Annotated in this window: 2 protein-coding genes; both read right to left on the bottom strand. The window is 72.9% G+C overall.

The window, feature by feature from the left end; genetic code table 11:
• Positions 1-104: 104 nt before the first annotated feature.
• The gene (locus ACFWX1_RS34330; RefSeq protein ID WP_378393929.1) at positions 105-5483 is read right to left on the bottom strand and encodes an SDR family NAD(P)-dependent oxidoreductase; all 5379 of its coding nucleotides are present in this window, start codon (positions 5481-5483) and stop codon (positions 105-107) included.
• Positions 5480-21679: an SDR family NAD(P)-dependent oxidoreductase gene (locus tag ACFWX1_RS34325; RefSeq protein ID WP_378393928.1), complete on the bottom strand. Its 16200-nt coding sequence runs from the start codon at positions 21677-21679 to the stop codon at positions 5480-5482. The genes ACFWX1_RS34330 and ACFWX1_RS34325 overlap by 4 nt, the downstream gene beginning before the upstream one ends.
• Between the last annotated feature and the right edge of the window lie 94 nt (positions 21680-21773).

Below are 21773 nucleotides of genomic sequence, written 5' to 3'. Positions count from 1 at the left end.
GGGGGGGGGTGGTGGGTGGTGTGGGGCGGGCCCGGGGCTCGGGGGGGGGGGGGGGGGGCGGGGGGGGCGCCCCCCCCCCCCGGCCTTCACGGCTGTTCCGGCGGTCAACCGGAGGATTCCAGTTCCCCGTCCAGGATCTCGAACAGCTCGTCCGCGGTCGCTCCGTCCAAATCGGACGGTTCCGCCGCGTCGCCGCCGCGTGCCTGTCCCCAGAGCGTGACGAGTGCCTTCAGCTTGGCCGCGACGTCGGCGTGCTCGCGCTCGCCGGGTCGCGCGGCACGCAGCGCGGATTCCACCGCCGCCAGCCCGGCGTGGAGCGAGGAGACCGCCTCCGTCGCGAACTCGCCGACCAGGAACGCGGCCAGCGCGGCCGCCGTCGGATAGTCGAAGATCAGCGTCGCGGGCAGCCTCTTGCCCGTGCTCCGGTCCAGCCGGTTGCGGAACTCCACGGCGGTCAGCGAGTCGAAGCCGAGGTCGAGGAAGCCCTTCTCCGGATCGATCGCGTCCGCCCGGTCGTGGCCGAGCACCAGCGCCGCCGTGGTGCACACCAGGTCCAGCGCCGCTCGTTCGAGTTCGGGCCCGGACAGCCCGGCCAGCCGCGGCCTGGCCTCGGCGGCGGCTTCGGTTCCGGTGGCGGCGGCCCGGCAACGGGTACGCACGAGCCCGCCGAGGATCGGCGGAACGTCACCGGGGTGCCGGCGCAGCGCGGCCAGGTCCAGCTTCGCGGGCATGATCGACGGCGCCGAGTTCGCGAGGGCCGCGTCGAACAACGCCAATCCTTCTTCGGCGCCCAGCGCTGCCACGCCCGACCGCGCCATCCGGCGCAGATCGGCGTCGTCGAGCGCGCCGGACATCCCACCGCCGGACCACAATCCCCAAGCCAGCGACACCGCCGGGAGTCCCTGAGCCGCCCGATGACGCGCCAGCCCGTCCAGGAAGGCGTTGGCGGCCGCGTAATTGGCCTGGCCGGGAGCGCCGAGGGTGCCACCGACGGACGAGAACAGCACGAACGCGGCCAGGTCCAGATCCCGGGTCAGTTCGTGCAAATGCCAGGCGGCGTCGGCCTTCGGGCCGAGGACGGCATCCATCCGCCCGGGAGTCAGCGCGGGCAGCACACCGTCGTCGACCACTCCCGCGGTGTGCACCACCGCGGTCAACGGCACGCCGTCGAGCAGGGCCGCCACCGCGTTTCGATCGGAGACGTCACAGGCCACAATGGACACTTCCGCGCCGAGCCCGGTCAACTCCGCGTGCAACTCGGCCGCACCGGGCACGTCCATCCCACGACGGCTGGTCAGCAGCAGCTGCCGGACGCCGTGCTCGGTGACCAGATGCCGCGCGATCAGACCGCCGAGGAAGCCCGTCCCACCGGTGACGAGCACGGTACCCGCGGGATCCAGAGTGTCCGATGTGGACTCTTCCGGGGTGAACCTGGCCAGCCGGGGAACGTGGACGGCGCCGTCACGGACCACGAGTTCCGTTTCCCCCGAACGCACAGCGGCGGAGACCGACGTCAACGGCACCTGCCCGCTCTCGACGTCGAGCAGGGCGAACCGGTCCGGGTACTCCTGAACGGCGGTGCGCAGCAGGCCGCGCACGGGCTCGTCGGCCAGCGTCCCGCCGGTGACCACGACCAGCCGGGACGCGGCGAACCGCTCGTCCGCCGCCCAGGACTGGACGAGGGCGAGTGCCTGGTGGACGCGGTCGTGCGCGGAGCGGACGGTGTCCGTTGTCTCGTCAGCGGGCAGGCCCGCGAACACGAGCCCGGGAACAGCCACGGCCAAGCCGGTGAGGTCGGGGTGGCTTCGCACGTTCTCCTTGTGCCCCAGGCGATCGACGTCCCCGAGCAGCGCGACCTCGGGCAGGGCCGCGTCCGGAGTCCCCGCCCACGGCTGCCAGCCGACGTGGAACAGGGCGTCGTGACGAGCCGTCGCGAACTGGCCGTCCTCGATCGGCCGGAAGGCCAGCGAGCGCACCGAAAGGACGGGATTCCCTTCGCTGTCGGTCGCGGCGAGCGATATTTCGTTCTCCCCCAAGGAAGTCAGCGTGACCCGCAGGGCGGAAGCACCCGAGGAACGCAGCCGGACCCCGGACCAGGAAAACGGCATGGCGGCCCGGTCGACAGTGGGACCGGCTAGCCCGACCGCGTGCAACGCCGCGTCGAGCAGCGCGGGATGCAGGCCGTACTCCTCCGCGTCCGTCTCCTCCGGCAGGGCGACCTCGGCCAGTACGTCCTCCCCTCGCGCCCAGGCCGAGCGCAACCCTCGGAACACGGGACCGTAACCAAAACCCTGCTGTGCCAAGGTTTCATAGCGGTCCGTGAGGTCGATTCCGACCGCGTCGGCCGGCGGCCACTCGGATGTCCGAGCCGCGACGTCCTCGCCGTCGGTGAGGAAGCCGCTCGCGTGGATGGTCCACGCGGCGTCCGGCGGCGCGTCCTCGGCGAGCGACGAAATGGTCACCGGACGACGAGCGCTTTCATCCGCCGCGCCGACGACCACCCGCACGCGCGCACCGGTCGTTTCGGACAGCACCAGCGGAGCGGCGAGAGTCAGCTCCGCGACTTCCGCACAGCCGACTTCGTCACCGGCGCGGACGGCCAGCTCCACGAAACCGCTGCCGGGGAACACCATCAGCTCCCCGACGGTGTGCTCAGCGAGCCAGCGCTGTTTCCCGGGCGACAGCCTGCCGGTCAGCACCACCTGGTCCTGTTCGGACAGTGTCACGACGGCGCCGAGGATGGGATGGCCCGCGGCGAACTGGCCGATCCCGGCGAGGTCCCCGTCCAGCGCCGACGACCCGGATTCGAGCCAGTACCGCTTGCGCTCGAAGGCATAGGTGGGCAGGTCCACCCGTTCGCCGCCGTGTTCGGCGGAGAACGCCGTCCAGTCCAGTCGCTCGCCGTGGACCTGCGCGATCGCGAGTGCCCGGATCAGCTCCCGGACGTCGTCGCGGTCCTTGCGCAGCAGCGGCGCGAAGGTGCCGCCGTCAGAACTTTCCTTGGCCAGCGCGGAAAGGGTGCCCGCGGGGCCCAGTTCGAGATACCGCGTCACCCCTGCGGACTCCAGCGCGCGAACGGCGTCGGCGAAGCGTACGGTCGCGCGGACCTGGCGCACCCAGTAGCCGGGGTCGCGCAGTTCTCCGGCCTTCGCACGCGCACCGGACACAGTGGACACGAGCGGCAGATGAGGCTCCAGATAAGTAAGCTTCTCCGCCACGACCTGGAATTCGGCCAGCATCGGCTCCACCAGCGCGGAGTGGAAGGCGTGCGAAACCCGCAAGGCGCGTGTCCGCCTTCCGCGTGCCTCGAAGACCGACGCCACGGCGGCGACCTCGTCGGCCGCGCCGGAGATCACCACCGAGGCCGGACCGTTGATCGCCGCGATGTCCACCCCGGCGACGAGTTCGGCGCGAACCTCGTCCTCGTTCGCCTCGACCGTGACCATCGCGCCGCCCTCGGGCAGCGCCTGCATCAACCGGGCCCGCGCCGCCACGAGCGCGCACGCGTCCGGCAGTGACCACAGCCCGGCGACGTAGGCCGCCGCGAGTTCACCGATCGAGTGCCCCGCCACGAACGCGGGACGCACACCCCACGACTCCAGCAGCCGGAACAGCGACACCTCGAGCGCGAACAACGCGACCTGGGTGGCTCCGGTCATGGCGAGCTCGTCCGCGTCCGCCTCGAACACCAGCTCGCGCAGCGGCCGGTCCAGCCCGGGGCCGAATTCGGCGGCGATCTCGTCGAAGGCACGGGCGAACACCGGATACGCCTCGTACAGTCCCCGGCCCATGCCCGGTCGCTGGGAACCCTGGCCGGTGAACAGATAGGCGAGCGACCCGCCCGCGCGGGCCAGGCCCCGCACGACCGCCGCGGACTCCTCGCCCGCCGCCAGCGCGCTCAAGCCGTGCCGCAGTTCGTCACGGTTCGCGGCGAGCACCGCCGCCCGGTGCGGGAAGGAGGTCCGGGTGGTCGCGAGCGAGAACGCCACGTCGGCCACGGACGGTTCCGGGTGCTCCGCCAGGAACTCCAGCAGCCTCGCCGCCTGCGCGGACACTCCGCTGTCAGTGCTCGCGGAGAGCAAGCAGGGCACCACGACGTCCGCCACCGGCGTTCGCGGTGTGGCTTCCCCGGCCGGGTACTCTTCGACGATCACGTGGGCGTTGGTGCCGCTGAGCCCGAAGGAGGACACCGCCGCGCGGCGCGGGCGCTCCTCGCGCGGCCAGGCACGCTCCTCGGTGAGCAGCCGCACCCCACCCGTGCCCCAGTCCACTTTGGACGACGGTTCGTCCACGTGGAGTGTCTTCGGCAGCACGCCGTGCCGCATCGCCTCCACCATCTTGATGACCCCGGCGACCCCGGCGGCGGCCTGGGTGTGCCCGAAGTTCGACTTGACCGAGCCCAGCCACAGCGGCTTGTCCGACGGCCGGCCCTTGCCGTACGTCGCCAGCAGCGCGTTGGCCTCGATCGGATCGCCGAGCACCGTCCCGGTACCGTGCGCTTCGACCGCGTCGACGTCCGAAGTGGACAGTTCGGCCGCGGCGAGCGCCTGCCGGATCACCCGCTGCTGCGCCGGTCCGTTAGGCACGGTCAGCCCGCTGCTGGCGCCGTCGGAGTTCACCGCCGACCCGCGCAGCACCGCGAGCACCCGGTGCCCGTTGCGCACCGCGTCCGACAGCCGCTCCAGGACGAGGATCCCGGCGCCCTCCGAACAGCCGACGCCGTCGGCCGCGCCGGCGAACGACTTGCAGCGCCCGTCCGGGGCGATTCCGCGTTGTTCGCTGAAGTACACGAACATCTCCGGCGTGGCCATCACCGTGACCCCACCCGCCAGCGCCAGCCCGCACTCCCCCGCGCGCAGCGACGCGGCCGCGGTGTGCAGCGCGACCAGCGACGAGGAGCAGGCGGTGTCCACCGTCATGGTGGGTCCTTCCAGCCCCAGCGTGTAGGAGATCCGGCCGGACACCATTCCGCCGTCGGTGCTGGCACCGCCGTAGTCGTGGTACATCAGCCCGGTGAACACGCCGGTCCGGCTGCCGCGCAACGACTCCGGGACGATTCCGGCCCGCTCCAGAGCCTCCCAGGAGACCTCCAGCAACAGCCGTTGCTGGGGGTCCACCGTCACCGCCTCACGCGGGGAGATCCCGAAAAAGCCCGGGTCGAAGTCGCCCGCCCCGTCGATGAACCCGCCGCGACGCGTGTAGGTCGTGCCCGGCGTACCGGGCTCGGGCCGATACAGCGCGGCCAGGTCCCAGCCGCGGTCGGCGGGGAACTCCGAGATCACGTCGTGGGCGTCCGCGACGAGCCGCCACAGCTCTTCCGGGGACGTGACGCCGCCGGGATAGCGGCAGCCCATCCCGATGATCGCGACCGGTTCGTTCGCGGCGGCGGCCAGCCGGGCGTTCTCCCGCTTCAGCCGTTCGTTGTCCGCGTGGGACTTCCGGAGCGCGCTGACGATCTGTTCGGTCGACGGCTGCTGGTTCACGCGTGCTCACTCCGTTCGCCGTTGTCCTCACCGAGCGCGGCCTGCACCAGCGCGCCGAGATCCATCTCCTCGACCGCCTCCACACTGTCCATATCGGACGTCACGGGGGCGGTGCCGGTGTCCAGCGCCAGCAGCGCGTCCAGCAGCCCAGCCTCACGCAATTTCGCGATCGGGACCGCATTGAGAACGCGCCGGACCGTCTCGTCATCCGTCGATGCCGGTTCCGGGACCGCCTCGGCCGGTGCCAGCTCGCCGAGCAGGTACTCGGCCAGGACGACCGGGCTCGGGTAGTCGAAGATGAGCGTGGCGGGCAGCCGGAGCTCGGTCTCGGTGCCGAGCCGGTTGCGCAGTTCGAGCGCCGCCAGCGAATCCAGCCCGAGGTCGGTGAAGCCCTTCCGTGCGTCGATCTCCGTCGCGTCGGCGTACCCGAGCACGGCCGCGGCGTTGGCGCAGACGAGGTCGAGCACAGCCCGTTCCCGTTCGTCGGCGGGAAGTGACGCCAGCCGCTCGGCTGTCGAGACCTGGCGTTCCACGGCGGCGACCGGCGACGGTGCCTGCACGACGCGCCGCGCTGGCGCCCCGAACATGCCCCGCAGCAGCGCGGGGAGGTCGAGCCTGCGGCGCCGCTCCGGGTCGAGCTTGATCGGCGCCAGCACCGCGTCCGCCGCGCCCATCGCCGCGTCGAACAACGCCAGTCCCTCCTCGCGCTCCAGTTCGGCGATACCGCCCCGGCCGATCCATTCGACGTCAACCTGTCCTTCGGCGCCCACCCAGGGACCCCAGCCGAGCGACTTGCCCGGCAGCCCGTTCGCCACGCGGTACTCGGCGAGCGCGTCGAGGAACACGTTGGCCGCCGCGTAGTTCGCCTGCCCCGCCGTGATCACGGTGCCCCCGGCCGAGGAGTAGAGCACGAACGCGGCCAGGTCCAGGTCCTTGGTCAGTTCGTGCAGGTGCCAGGCGGCGTCGACCTTCGGCCGCAGGACGACTTCGAGCTGTTTGGCGGTCAGCGAGCCGAAGACCGCGCTGTCCATCGCACCCGCCGCGTGCACCACCGCGGTCAGCGGGTGCTCGGCCGGAACACCGTCGATCAGGGCCGCGAGCGCGTCCCGGTCGGCGACGTCACAGGCCACAATGGACACTTCCGCACCGAGGCCGGTGAGTTCCGCGTGCAGTTCGGCCGCACCCGGCACGTCCCTCCCGCGACGACTGGTCAGCAGCAACTGCCGGACGCCGTGCTCGGCCACCAGATGGCGGGCGAGCATCGCGCCGAGCAGCCCGGCTCCACCAGTGATCAGCACTGTTCCTTCGGGGTCCGGCGTGAACTCGGTGTCTACTGTGGACACCCGTTCGAACCGGGGCAGAAGGATTTCCCCGTCCCGCACGGCGACCTCGGGCTCCCCGGAGGCCAGCACCGTGGCCAGCATCGGCAACGTCACGGCGTCGTGCACATCGGCCAGGACCAGCCTGCCCGGGTTCTCCGCCTGCGCCGCCCGGATCAGGCCCCACAGCGAAGCCTGCGCCGGATCGGGCGCGCCGGGCGCCAGCACCGCGTCGCTGGTCAGCACGAACAGCCGCCCGGTCGCGCACTTCGGCTCGGCCAGCCAGCGCTGCACCCGCTCCAGGGTCCGCCGGAGCAGTTCGTGTGCCCGCTCGGCCATGGTCCCGGACACTGGTTCGACCGGCAGCACCAGCACCTGCGGCGCGGGCGCCCCGGATTCGAGCGCCGTGGTCAGGGCGTCGACGTCGTTATACACCGGCACGCCGAGGCCGAGATCGCCGGTCCCGAACACCGCCCAGTCCCCGGGGACGACCGTCCCCGTCTCGACCTGTTTCGGCTTCCATCCGATCCGCAGCAACGACTCCGGCGCGGGCCGCCCGGCACGCAGCTGGGCCTCGGGCACCGGCCGCAGCACCAGCGAGGCGATCGACGCCACCGGCTTGCCCTCGCTGTCCGCGATGGCGAGCGACGCCCCGTTCCCGCCGGGAGCCGGGGTCGCCCGGACCCGCAGCGAGGCGGCTCCCGCGGCGTGCAGCGACACCCCGGTCCAGGCGAACGGGATCGCCGTCTCGGTGATCGCCAGCGGGCCGCCGTCCACGAGGTAGTCCGTCGTCCCGACCGCGGAGTCGAGCAACGCCGGGTGCAGCCCGAACGTCGCCGCCTCGGCGGCGGCCTCCAGCGGCAGCGCGACCTCCGCGAAGACCTCGCCGTCGCGCCGCCACACCGCCCGGACGCCCTGGAACATCGGGCCGTATCCGTAGCCGAGCGCGTCCAGGTGCTCGTAGACCCCGTCGAGAGCGAACGGCTCGGCGCCACGCGGCGGCCACTCCGTGAGGTCGAACGGCGCCGAGGCCGTCTCTGGGGCGAGCACACCGGCCGCGTGCAGCTGCCATTCGCCCTCGGATTCGGCGCGTGCGTACACCTCCAGCGACCGGTGGCCGGACTCCGGGGACTGCTCGGGTCCCACGACCACCCGCACGCTCACCCCGCCGGTGCGGGGCAGCACCAGCGGCGCGCGCTGGGTCAGCTCCTCGACGACGGCGCAGCCGACCTGATCGCCCGCGCGGATCGCCAGCTCGACGAACGCGGTCCCCGGCAACAGGATCCGGTCCAGTACCCGGTGATCGGCCAGCCACGGCTGGTGGTCCGGCGACAGCCTGCCGGTCAGTACGACCCCGCCGGTGCCCGGCAGCTCGACCACCGCACCGAGCAGCGGGTGATCCGCCGCGCCGAGACCCGCCGAACCCACGTCACTGGTGGTGGCGCCGTCGAGAAGCCAGAAATGCTTGCGCTGGAAGGCATACGTCGGCAGATCCACCCGGCGGGCGCCCCGGCCCGCGAAGAGCGCGGACCAGTCGGGGCCGTCACCGAGCACGTGCAGCTCCGCGATCGCCCTCAGCAGCGTCCCGGCCTCCGGCCTCGCGCGGCGCAAGGTCGGCACCTGTGCCGTGCCGTCCTTCTCCTCGACGCATTCCGTGGCCATGCCGCTCAGCACGGCGTCCGGGCCGACCTCGAGGAAGCGGGTGACCCCGGCCTCGACGAGCGAGCGGACGCCCTGACCGAACAGGACCGGTTCGCGGACGTGCCGCACCCAGTGTTCCGGGTCGGCCAGCACCTCGGGCGCGCAGACCTCGCCGGTCAGGTTCGACACGATCGGGACGGCCGGCGCGCGGTAGGTCAATTTCCGTGCCACCGCGCGGAATTCCGCGAGCATCGGCTCCATCAGCGCGGAGTGGAAGGCATGCGAAACACGCAGCCGCCGGGTCTTGACGCCTTCGTCCGCCAGTTGCGAGGCGACGGCCAGCACCGCGTCCTCGGCTCCGGAAATCACCACCGACCGCGGCCCGTTGACCGCCGCGATCCCGGCGCCGTCGACGAGCACGTCCCGCACCCGCTGCTCGTCCGCAGCCACGGAGACCATCGCCCCGCCCGCGGGCAGCGCCTGCATCAACCGGCCGCGCGCGGCCACCAGCACGGCGGCGTCGGCCAGGTCGAGCACACCGGAGACGTGCGCGGCCACCAGCTCGCCGACCGAGTGCCCGGTGACGAAGTCGGGGCTGACGCCCCACGATTCCAGCAGCCGGAACAGCGCGACCTCGACCGCGAACAACGCGCTCTGCGTGTACGCCGTGTGGTCCAGCAGTTCGGCTTCGGGCGAGTCCGGCTCGGCCCACATGACCTCGCGCAGCGGCCGGTCGAGTTCCGGATCGAGCGCCGCGCACACCTCGTCGAGTGCCGTCGCGAAGGCCGGGAAGGTGCCGTACAGCTCCTTGCCCATCCCGATCCGCTGGGCGCCCTGACCGGTGAAGAGGAACGCCGTCAGCCCACCGGCCCGCGACGGCCCCGTGACGACGTCCGTCGTGGTTTCTCCCTTGGCGAGCGCGGAAAGGCCGCGGATCGCCGACTCGGTGCCGGCCGCCAGCACGACGGCGCGGTGGTCCAGCGCGGCGCGGCCGGTCGCGAGCGAGTAACCGACGTCGAGCAAGCCGCTGTCGTCACCGAGGTGGTCGGCGAGCTTCGCCGCTTGGGCCCGCAAGGCATCCGCCGAACTGCCCGCCAAGGCCAGCGGCACGAGCGGGAGCGCGGGCACGGTCTCCGCCGGTGCCTCCGCGGGCGCGGCAGGTGCCTCCTCGATGATCACGTGCGCGTTGGTGCCGCTAAGCCCGAAGGACGACACGCCGGCCCGGCGCGGGCGTCCGGCCGAGGGCCACGGCCGCGCCTCGGTGAGCAGTTCCACCGCGCCCGCCGTCCAGTCGACGTGCGGCGAGGGCTCGTCGAGATGCAGGTTCTTCGGCAGCAGGTCGTTGCGCAGCGCCTGCACCACCTTGATGATCCCGGCCACGCCGGACGCCGCCTGCGCGTGCCCGAGGTTCGACTTCACCGAGCCGAGCAGCAGCGGCCGGTCCTCCGGCCGATCCTGGCCGTAGGTGGCGAGCAGCGCCTGCGCCTCGATCGGGTCGCCGAGCGTGGTGCCCGTGCCGTGTGCCTCCACAGCGTCCACATCGGACGTCGTGAGCCCGGAAGCGGTCAGCGCCGCCCGGATCACCCGTTCCTGCGACGGGCCGTTCGGCGCGGTCAGGCCGTTCGACGCGCCGTCCTGGTTGACCGCGCTGCCCCGCACGACGGCGAGCACGTCGTGCCCGAGCCGCCGCGCGTCGGACAACCGCTCGACCAGCAGCAGCCCGGCGCCTTCCGCCCAGCCGACACCGTCGGCCGCCGCGGAGAACGACTTGCACCGGCCGTCCGCGGCGAGCCCGCGCTGGCGGCTGAAGTCGACGAAAGCGTCCGGAGTGGACAGTACGGTCACACCGCCCGCCAGCGCGAGCGAGCATTCGCCGTTACGCAGCGCCTGCATCGCGAGGTGCAGCGCGACCAATGAGGACGAACACGCCGTGTCCACCGTCAGCGACGGGCCTTCCAGCCCCAGCAGATACGAGATCCGGCCGGACAGGATGGCGGCGGAGCTGCCGTTGGTCAGGTATCCGGCGAGATCCTCCGGTGGGTTGCGCAGCCTGCTGCCGTAGTCGTCGTACATCAGCCCGGCGAAGACGCCGGTCCGGCTGCCGCGCAACGAACTCGGGTCGACCCCGGCGCGTTCGGCGGCTTCCCAGGCCAGCTCCAGCATGAGCCGCTGCTGCGGGTCCATCGCCAGTGCTTCCCGCGGCCCGATCCCGAAGAATCCGGGGTCGAACTCCGCGGCGTCGTGCAGGAACCCGCCTTCGCGGGTGTAGGTCTTGTTCGGGACGCCTGGTTCGGGGTCGTAGATGCCCTCGACGTCCCAGCCCCGGTCGGCCGGCATCCCGGTGACCGCGTCGGTGCCGGTCACCAGCAGCTGCCAGAGGTCCTCCGGCGACGTGACGCCGCCAGGGTACCGGCAGCTCATGCCGACGATCGCGATGGGCTCGTCGCGCGCCACCGCCACGGCGGGCGCCGCGGGTGCCGCCGCCGCGGCGCCAGTCAGCTTGTCCGCGAGGTACGCGGCGATCGCCCGCGCGTTGGGGTGATCGAAGACCAGCGTCGCAGGCAGCGTGAGCCCGGTCGCCGCGCCGAGGAGGTTGCGCAGCTCGACCGCGGCCAGCGAGTCGAAGCCCAGCTCCTTGAACGCCTTGGCGTCGTCGATGTCCCCCGCGCCGTCGTACCCGAGCACCGAGGCGACCTGTGTGCACACCAGCTCCCGCAGGAACCGGTCGCGTTCGGCGCCGGAGAGGCCGGAAAGCCGTTCGCCGAGCCCGTTCCCCGCCGACGCCGTGAGTGTGCTGGTCGCGGCCGCGGCACGTCGTGGCGCGGCCAGGAAACCACGCAGCAGTGCGGGAACCTCGTCGGTCCGGGCGCGCAGGGCCGCGAGATCGAGCCGGATCGGGACCGCGACGGGCTCGTCCGCCCGCAGGGCCTCGTCCAGCAACGCCAGGCCGTCGGCGGCGGTGAGCGCGGGCATACCGAGCCGGGCCATCCGCCGCAGATCGGCCTCGCCGAGGTCACCGCCGAGGCCGGTGTTCTCGGCCCACAGGCCCCACGCCAGCGACGTGACCGGAAGTCCTTGCGCCCGGCGGAATCCGGCCAGGCCGTCGAGGAAGGCGTTGGCCGCCGCGTAGTTGCCCTGCCCCGCCGCGAGGACCATGCCGCCCGCGGAGGAGAACAACACGAACGCGGCCAGGTCGAGATCGCGCGTCAGCTCGTGCAGATGCCAGGCCGCGTCGGCCTTGGGCCGCAGCACGGCGTCGAACTGCTCGTCGGTGAGCGCGTCGAACACCGCGCTGTCCGCGGTCCCGGCGGCGTGTACGACGGCGGTCAGCGGATGCTCGGCGGAAACCTCCGCCAGCAGACCGCGGACGGCTTCGCGGTCGCCGACATCGCAAGCGACGATCGAGACCGAGGCGCCGAGTTCGGCCAGCTCCGCGCGCAACCGCTCGGCGCCCGGGGCGTCCGGGCCACGCCTGCTGGTCAACAGGAGGTGCCGCATCCCGTGCGCGGCGACCAGGTGCCGGGCCACGAGACTGCCCAGTCCCCCGGTGCCGCCGGTGATCAGCACAGTGCCTTCGGTCTCCCATGTGGACGGTTCGGCGGCTTCGGGAGCCGGGATCCTGGCCAGGCGCGGCACGAACATCGCGCCGTCACGCAGCGCGGCCTCCGGCTCGCCGGACTCCACCACCGCGGGCAGCGCGGCGGCGTCACCGTTCAGATCGACCAGGACGAACCGGCCGGGGTGCTCGGCCTGCGCGGCCCGCACCAGGCCCCGCACCGGCGCCTGCACCGGATCCGTCTCGGCGTCGCGGGTGGTCACCACCAGCCGCGACGCGGCGAACCGGTCATCGGCCAGCCAGGCCTGCATGACCGGCAGCAGACCGGCCAGCACTGTCCGTGTCCGGGCGGGGACGTCTTCGGTGTCGTTCGTATTCGCCGGGGCGAGCACGACGACCTCCGGCACCTCCGCTCCATCGTCCACAATGGATATCAGGGCCGCCAGATCGTCGTACACCGGAACGTCCTGGCCGAGCTTGCCGCCGAGCACGGCCCAGTTCGTCGCCGTCCCCGCCGGAACCGCCGCGGGGTAAGGGTTCCACGCGATCCGGAACAGCTCACCGGCGTGCCCGCGCGTGGCGGCCTCGGCGAGTTGCTCGTCGGTGACCGGGAAGGACACCAGCGAGCGCACCGAAGCCACCGGCCTGCCTTCGCCGTCCGCGACGTCGATGGCGGTCAGCTCGTCGCCCGAAAGCCGGGTGAGCCGGACGCGCAGCATCGCGGCACCGGCCGCGTGCAACGTGACCCCGTTCCACACGAACGGAAGCAGCGTCGCGCCGTCGTTCTCGCCGAGCAGATCGGCGTGCATGGCGGCGTCCAGCAGCGCCGGGTGCAGGCCGAACGCGGCCGCCGAGTCCACGGCTTCCGGCGGCAGCGCGACCTCGGCGAACACCTCTTCGCCGCGCCGCCAGGCCGCACGCATCCCCTGGAAGACCGGACCGTAGCCGTAGCCCCGGTCGATCAGCCGCTCATACGCGCCCTCGACGTCGATCGGGACGGCGCCGTCCGGCGGCCACGCGGTGAGGTCGAACGATTCCGGCTGTGCCTGGACGCCCAGCGCACCGCTCGCGTGCAGTGTCCAGGGCTGATCGGCCGGAGCGTCCTCGGCCCGCGAGTACACGGACAGCGTGCGACGGCCCGCCTCCTCGGCGCCGACGACGACCTGCAACGCGACGCCACCGAACTCCGGCAGGATCAGCGGAGCCCGCAGGGTCAGTTCCTCGACGGCCGCGCAGCCGGCCTCGTCGGCGGCCCGGATCGCCAGTTCGACGAAACCGGTGCCGGGCAGCAGCACCGAGCCCCGCACGACGTGGTCGGCAAGCCACGGCTGGCTCTCGACCGAGAGACGGCCGGTGAGCACGACCCCGTCCGAACCCGGCACCGCGACCACGGCGCCGAGCATCGGGTGCGCCGCGGCCCGCTGGCCGACCCCGGCCACGTCCCGCGCCGGAGTCGCGTCGAGCCAGAACCGCCTGCGCTGGAAGGCATAGGTGGGCAGCGCGGTGCGCGGGCCCTCGCCCAGCAAAACTGTCCAATCCGGACTGATCCCGCGTACGTGCAGCCGCCCGACGGCCGCCATCAGCTCGGGCAGTTCGGCCCGCTCGCGCCGCAGCACGTGTGTGAACACGACGTCATCGCTGTCTTCGACGTTCCGGCCGCCCGCCGCGGAAAGCACGCTGTCCGGGCCCAGTTCGGCGAAGGTCCGCACGCCCTCGCCCGCGAGTGTCCGCACGGCGTCGCCGAAGCGGACGGTGGCCTGGACGTGCCGGACCCAGTAGCCCGGCGAGCACAGCTCGTCGGCCGTCGCCACCGCCCCGGTCAGCGCGGAGACGACCGGGATACGCGGCGGCTGGTAGGAGATCCCGGCCGCGATCTCGCCGAACTCGGCGAGCATCGGCTCCATGAGCGGCGAATGGAACGCGTGACTCACCGTGAGCCGGTGCGTCTCACGGCCGCTTTCCTTGATCGTGGCGGCGATTTCGAGCACGGTGGCCTCTTCGCCGGAGACGACGACCGCCGAGGGACCGTTCACCGCCGCGATGGCGACGTCCTCGTGACCGGCCAGCAGCGCGCGGACCTCGCCCTCGGGCGCCGCGACCGCGACCATCGCGCCGCCCTCGGGCAGCGCGTTCATCAGCCGTCCGCGCGCGGCGACCAGCGTGCAGGCGTCGGCCAGCGAGAAGACGCCCGCGACATGCGCCGCGGCGAGTTCACCGATGGAGTGTCCCGCGACGAACCCCGGGGTGATGCCCCAGGTTTCGAACAGGCGGAACAACGCGACCTCGATCGCGAACAACGCGCACTGGGTGTACTCGGTGCGGTCGAGCAGCGCGGCTTCCGGCGAGCCCGGCTCCGCCCACATCACCGCACGCAGCGGCCGGCCGAGTTCACGGTCGAACGCGGCACACACCTCGTCGAGCGCGGCCGCGAAGACCTCGGACACCCCGGCGAGCTCGCGGCCCATGCCGATCCGCTGCGCGCCCTGACCGGAGAACAGGAACGCGAGCTTGTGCTCACCCTCGGCGCCGGTCACCACGGAAGCGGCGGTCTCCCCGGCGGCCAGCGTTTCCAGCCCGCGCACCAGGTCCGCGTGGTCGCCCGCGATCACCGCGGCCCGGTGTTCGAGCGCCGCACGCGAGGTGGCGAGTGAACGCGCCAGCGTGCCGAGCGGGATCTCGGGACGCTCCTCGGCGAAGTCCCGCAGCCGGGCGGCCTGCGCCCGCAGCGCCGGGACGCTCTTGCCGGACAGCACCAGCGGAAGAACCGGGAGCGTCTCGGTGTCCGCGGTGTGTTCGGCGGGCGGCGCCTGTTCGATGATCACGTGGGCATTGGTGCCGCTGACGCCGAACGAGGACACCCCGGCCCGGCGCGGGTGCCCGTTTTCGGCCCACTCACGCGGTTCCGTCAGCAGCTCGACCGAGCCCGAGGCCCAGTCGACCTCCGGCGAGGGCGCGTCCACGTGCAGCGTCCGGGGCAGCACGCCGTTGTGCAGGGCCAGCACCATCTTGATGATGCCGGCGACCCCGGCCGCGGCCTGGGTGTGCCCCAGGTTCGATTTGACCGAGCCGAGCAGCAGCGGCCGCTCCCGGTCCTGGCCGTAGGTGGCGAGCAGGGCGTGCGCCTCGATCGGGTCGCCGAGCGTGGTGCCCGTCCCGTGCCCCTCCACGACGTCCACATCGGACGGTGTGAGCCCGCCGCTTTCCAGCGCCTGCAGGATGACCCGCTGCTGGGAGGGGCCGTTGGGCGCGGTCAGGCCGTTGCTGGCGCCGTCGTGGTTGACCGCGGACCCGCGGACCACGGCGAGCACCTCGTGCCCGTTGCGCACGGCGTCGGACAGCCGCTCGACGAGCAGCATCCCGGCGCCCTCGCCCCAGCCGGTGCCGTCCGCGCCCGCGGCGAACGACTTGCACCGGCCGTCGGCGGCCAGCCCGCGCTGCCTACTGAAGTCCACGAAAGTGTCCGGAGTGGACATCACCGTCACGCCACCCGCCAGCGCCAGTTCGCATTCGCCCCGGCGCAGCGCCTGGATCGCCCAGTGCAGCGCGACGAGCGACGACGAGCACGCGGTGTCGACGGTGACCGTCGGCCCTTCGAGACCGAGCACATAGGACACCCGGCCGGACACCACGCTGGCCAGGCTGCCGTTGCCGAGGTAGGCGGCGACGTCCTCGGAGACCTCGCCGAGTCGGGTGCCCCAGTCGTGGTACATGACCCCGGCGAACACGCCGGTCCGGCTGCCGCGCAAGGAAAGCGGGTCGATACCCGCGCGCTCCAGCGCCTCCCACGAGATCTCCAGCGCGAGCCGCTGCTGCGGGTCCATCGCCTGCGCCTCGCGCGGGCCGATGCCGAAGAACTCCGGGTCGAACTGGGCGGCGTCGTGCAGGAAACCACCCTCGTGTGCGTAGCTCTTGCCCGGTTTGCCCGGCTCGGGGTCGTAGAGGGTGCCGACGTCCCAGCCGCGGTCGACCGGGAACGACGACACCGCGTCGGTGCCGTCGGCCAGCAGCCGCCACAACTCCTCCGGCGTGCTGACACCGCCAGGATAACGGCAGCTCATGCCGATGATCGCGATGGGCTCGTCGTCCGCGCTCGCCGTGCTCTGCCGCACGGTGACCGACCGCTGCTCGCCGCCCGCCTTCTCCAGGATGTGCGCGGCCAGCACGCGGGGCGTCGGGTAGTCGAAGATCAGCGTGACCGGCAGCCGCAGCCCGGTCCGGGACTCCAGCAGATTGCGCAGTTCGACCGCGGCGAGCGAGTCGAACCCGATCTCGCCGAACGCGCGGTCCGGCGCGATCGCGTCACCGCCCGCGTGGCCGAGGACGGCGGCGACGTGCGTGCGGACCAGGTCCAACGCGGCCTGTGCGCGGTCGCCGTCGCTCACCCCGGCCAGCCAGTCCGGGGTGGCGGGCGCCGCCGGTTCGGCCGCGGCCTGCCCGGCCGCCCGGCGCGGCGCGGGCACCAGGCCACGCAGCATCGCGGGCACGCCGTCCGCCCGCGAGCGCAGCGCCGCGAGGTCCACCCGCACCGGCAACACCGCCGCCTCGCCGGTCCGCAACGCCGCGTCGAACGTGGCGAGGCTTTCCTCCGGGGTCAGTGCCGTGAGCCCGAGACTGTTCGCGCGCCGCAGGTCCGCGTCGGCCAGCCTGCCGCCCATCCCGTCGGGACCGGACCAGAGGCCCCACGCGAGCGACGTCGCGGGCAGGCCGAGCGAGGTGCGGTACGCGGCGAGCGCGTCGAGGAAGACGTTCGCCGCGGCGTAGTTGCCCTGTCCCGCACCGTCGAGATGCCCGGCGACCGAGGAGAACAGGACGAAGTTCGCCAGGTCGAGACCCCGGGTCAGCTCGTGCAGCAGCCACGCGGCGTCCACTTTGGACCGCAGCACCTCGGCCACCTGGGCCGGGGTCAGCGTCCCGATCAGCGCGTCGTCCACCACACCCGCCGTGTGCACGACCGCGCGCAGCGGATGCTCGTCCGGAATCTCTTGCAGCAGCGCGGAAAGCGCGTCCGCGTCGGCGGCGTCGCAGGCGGCGACCCGGACCGACACACCGAGCGCTTCCAGCTCCGCGGTCAGCTCGGCCGCACCCGGCGCCGCCGGGCCACGACGGCTGACGAGCAGCAGCCGCCGCACACCCCTGGTGCCGACGAGATGCCGCGCGACGTGCGCGCCCAGCCCGCCGGTCCCACCGGTGATCAGCACGGTGCCGTCCGGGTCCCACGACGTCGCGGCCTCGGGCTCGGGTGCCTTGACCCGTACCATCCGCGGCGCCCGCAACACGCCGCCCCGCACCGAAAGCTCGGGTTCGGCCGACGCCAGCGCGGCGCCCACGGTCTGCGGCGAAAGGCCGTCCCCGTCGACGTCGACGAGCACGAACCTCCCCGGGTTCTCGGCCTGCGCCGAGCGCACCAGGCCCCACACCGGGGCGCAGGCGAGCCCGGCCGCGGTGTCCGGCTCCACCGCGCCTCGGGTCGCCACCACCAGCGTGGCCTCGGCGAAACGCTCGTCGGAAAGCCAGCGCTGCAACAGGTCCAGCACCCGCAGGGTGACCTCGTGCGCGGCGTCGACGACCGCCGGTCCGTCCACATCGGACACGGCGGGGACCACGACCGCGTCGGGCACCCCGGCCACGGCCAGCGCGTCCAAGTCCTCGAACACCGGGACACCGTCGCCGAGCCCGAGGACGTCCGTGCCCACGACGGCCAGGCGGCGTGCCGGGCCGTCCGCTCCGCCGAGCGGGTTCCAGCCGACCCGGAACAGCGACTGGTCCCGGCCGCTCAGCCGGTCGGCGGGCAGCGGGCGCATCCGGACCGCGCCCACCGTCGCCACCGGCGCGCCGGTGCCGTCGGCCAGCTCCAGCTCGATCCCGCCGGTTCCGGAGACCGCGATCCGCGCCCGCAGCACATCGGCGCCGGTGGCGTGCAGCGCGACCCCGGTCCAGGCGAACGGCAGCTCGATCTCGTCTCGGCCCCGTGCCGCGCCCTCGGCGTAGTCGGTGGCGTGCAGCACCGCGTCCAGCAGCGCCGGGTGGAGGTCGAACGCCGCGGCCTCCTCGCGTGCCTCCTCCGGCAGCGCGACCTCGGCGAACACCTCGCCGCCGCGCCGCCACACCGACTTGAGCCCACGGAACACCGGCCCGTACGCGTATCCCTCGGCGCCCAGATCCTCATACAGGCCACCGATTTCGACGACCTCGGCGTCCTCCGGCGGCCACACTCCGAGATCACCGGTCCGCGTCCCGGACGTGGCCAGCCTGCCACTCGCGTGGTGGGTCCAGGTCATGTCCGCGATGTCGTCCTCGGCGCGGGAATAGACGTCGATCGACCGGTCGCCGGTCTCGCCCGCCGCGCTCACCACGACCTGCAGCACCACGCCCCCGGTGTCCGGGATCGCCAGCGGCGCCCGTAACGTCAGCTCGTCGACCGTCGTGCAGCCGACGTGACCCGCCGCGTGCACGGCCATCTCCACGAAGGCCGTTCCGGGCAGCAGCACCGAACCCGCGATGCCGTGGTCGGCCAGCCACGGGTGGGTGCGCAGGGAGATCCGCCCGGTCAGCACCACGCCGTCGTCACCGAGGTTGGCCACCGCCGAGAGCAGCGGGTGCGCGGAGGGGGTCTGCCCGATCCCGGCCCCGCCGGTGCCGGTGGGGCCTTCGAGCCAGAACCGCGTGCGCTGGAAGGCATACGTGGGCAGCTCGACGCGCTTCGCGCCCGTTCCGGCGAAGAATGATTCCCAGCCGACGACGCCGCCGCGGGCGTGCACGACCGCCAGTGCCGCGTGCAGCACTCCGGCCGCCGGACGGTCCCGGCGCGCGACCGGCGCCAGCACGACGTCGTCCTCGCCTGCCAGGCAGTCCCCGGCCATCGCGCACAGCACCGCGTCCGGACCGAGTTCCAGGTAGGTGCCCACGCCCGCGGCGTTCAGCGACCGGACGCCGTCGGCGAACCGCACGGCTTCGACCACGTGCCGCACCCAGTATTCCGGGTCGCACAGCTCGTCCGCGGTCGCCAGCTCGCCGCTGACGTTCGAGACCACCGGGATCCGGGGCGGCACGTAGTCCACCACCTGCAGGAACTGACGGAACTCCGCCAGCATCGGCTCCATCAGCGGCGAGTGGAAGGCGTGCGAAACGCGCAGCCTGCTCGTCTTGTGACCGCGTTCCTTGAAGCCCGCGGCCACCTCGGCGACGTCGGCCTCGGCTCCGGACAGCACCACCGAGGACGGGCCGTTGACCGCCGCGATGCCGACCCGCTCGGAGAGGAACGGACGGACCTCGTCCTCGGTCGCCGCGATGGCGAACATCGCGCCCCCGGACGGGAGTTCCTGCATCAACCGGCCCCGCGCGCCGACCACGACGCAGGCGTCCTCCAGCGACCAGACGCCCGCCACGTGCGCGGCCGCCAACTCGCCGATCGAATGCCCGGCGACGAAATCCGGCCGGACGCCCCACGACTCCAGCAGCCGGAACATCGCCACCTCGACGGCGAACAACGCCGCCTGCGCGTAGCGCGTCTGGTCCAGCAGGGCCGCCTCCGGCGAGCCTTCCTCGGCGAACACGACGTCGTACAGCGACCGGTCGAGCTGAAGGTCGAGATAGCTGATCGCGTCGTCCAGAGCGGCCGCGAACACGGGGTAGGTCTCGTAGAGTTCCTTGCCCATGCCGGCGCGCTGAGAACCCTGACCGGTGAACAGATACGCGAGCCCGGCACCGGACGCGACGCCGGTGACCACGCCTTGCGCGGGCTTGTCTTCGGCCAGCGCGCGCAGGCCGTTCTCCAGCGCGGCGCGATCGTCGGCGACGACGACCGCACGATGGTTGAGCGCCGCGCGCGTCGTGGCCTGCGAGTAGGCTAGGTCGACCAGCGAGTGGTCTGGGTGCGCCGAAACGAAGGACAGCATCCGCTCGGCCTGCGCACGCAACGCAGGGACGCTCTTGGCCGAAAGTCCGAACGGGACGTTCGCTACGGAACGTGCCTCACTGTCCTCTTCGGACTCGACCGCGACGGCGGGTGCCTCTTCGAGGATGACGTGCGCGTTGGTCCCGCTGATGCCGAAGGCGGAAACCCCGGCACGGCGCGGACGTCCGTCCACGCGCTCCCACGGCACCTGCTCGGTCAGCAGCTCGACGCTGCCCGCCGCCCAGTCGACGTTCGGCGAGGGCGCGTCCACGTGCAGGGTCCTCGGCAGCACACCGTGCCGCATCGCCATGACCATCTTGATCACGCTGGCCGCGCCGCCGGCGGCCTGGGTGTGGCCGAGGTTGGACTTCACCGAACCCAGCCACAGTGGACGTTCGCGATCCTGGCCGTAGGTGGCGAGGATCGCCTGCGCCTCGATGGGGTCACCGAGGGTGGTGCCGGTGCCGTGCGCATCGACCGCGTCGACCTCGCCCGCGGCGAGCCCGGCCTGGGCCAGCGCCTGGCGGATGAGCTGCCGCTGCGAGTCCCCGCTCGGGGCGGTCAGCCCGTTGCTCGCGCCGTCCGAGTTGACCGCGGAGCCGCGGACCAGCGCGAGGACGTCGTGCCCGAGCCGCCGCGCGTCGGAAAGCCGTTCGACGACAAGGAGCCCGATGCCCTCGGCGAAGCCGGTGCCGTCGGCGGCGGCCGCGAACGCCTTGACCCGGCCGTCCGGGGCGAGCCCGCGTTGCCTGCTGAACGCGGTGAACATACCGGGGCTGCCCATCACCGCGACGCCGCCGACGAGCGCGAGCGAGCATTCGCCGCGCCGCAGCGCCTGAATCGCGAGGTGCAGCGAAACGAGCGACCCGGAGCAGGCGGTGTCGACGGTGACCGCGGGACCGCGCAGGCCCAGCACGTAGGCGACGCGGCCGGACGCCACGCTCGGCGCGTTGCCGGTCATCAGGTAGCCGTCGAGACCGTCGGGGGCTTCGTGCACGCGGACGCCGTACTCGTGTACCTCGGCGCCGACGAACACGCCGGTCCGGCTGCCGTGCAGGGCGAGCGGGTCGATGCCCGCGCGCTCCAGCGCCTCCCACGCGGTCTCCAGCATGAGCCGCTGCTGCGGGTCCATCGCGAGCGCCTCGCGCGGGCTGATGCCGAAGAAGTCCGCGTCGAATTCCGTTGCGGTGGAAAGGAAACCGCCCTTGTCGACGTAGCTCTTGCCGGTCGCGCCGGGGTCGGTGTCGAACATGCCGGCCAGGTCCCAGCCGCGGTCGTCCGGGAAGTCCCCGAGCACCTCGCCGCCCTCGGCCACCAGCCGCCACAGGTCCTCGGCGGAGCCGACGCCGCCGGGGAACCGGCAGCCGACACCGACGATGGCGATCGGGTCGTCGTCATCCCCCGCCACGGCGGGCAGCGCGGCGTGGGTGTCCCCGGCGGGCAGGCCGAGCACCTCGGTCCGCACGTACTCCGCCAGCAGCGCCGGGGTCGGCTGATCGAAGATCACCGTGGGCGGCAGCCGCAGCCCGGTGGCCGCGTTGATCCTGGTCTGCACCTCGACCAGGCCGAGCGAGTCGAGGCCCTGATCGCGGAACGCGCGCTCGACCCGCAGATGCGTGGTGCCGGGACGGATCCGGCGCAGCACCTGCAGGGTCTCCTCGCGCACCAGCTCGGTCAGGAGCCTCGCCTGTTCGGAGACGGGCAGCTGCTCGAGCCGGCGCGCCAGCCCCGCCGCACCGCCGTCCGCGGGTCCGAGGTCCGACGGGAAACTTGCGGATTCACTCATTTGCGTACCCCATACCAACCCTGTCCACTAGGGACGGACGCCAACCTCGACCGGACACGACAGCACCCACGCTAGGGCGGGCAGGAGGACACGC

Source organism: Amycolatopsis sp. NPDC059021 (assembly GCF_042739895.1).
Lineage (GTDB): Bacteria > Actinomycetota > Actinomycetes > Mycobacteriales > Pseudonocardiaceae > Amycolatopsis.
This window is presented reverse-complemented; position numbering and strand designations above follow the sequence as displayed.

Coding starts and splice junctions, on each gene's coding strand:
- ACFWX1_RS34325 (WP_378393928.1), bottom strand. CDS start 21,679: ATGAGTGAATCCGCAAGTTTCCCGTCGGACCTCGGACCCGCGGACGGC.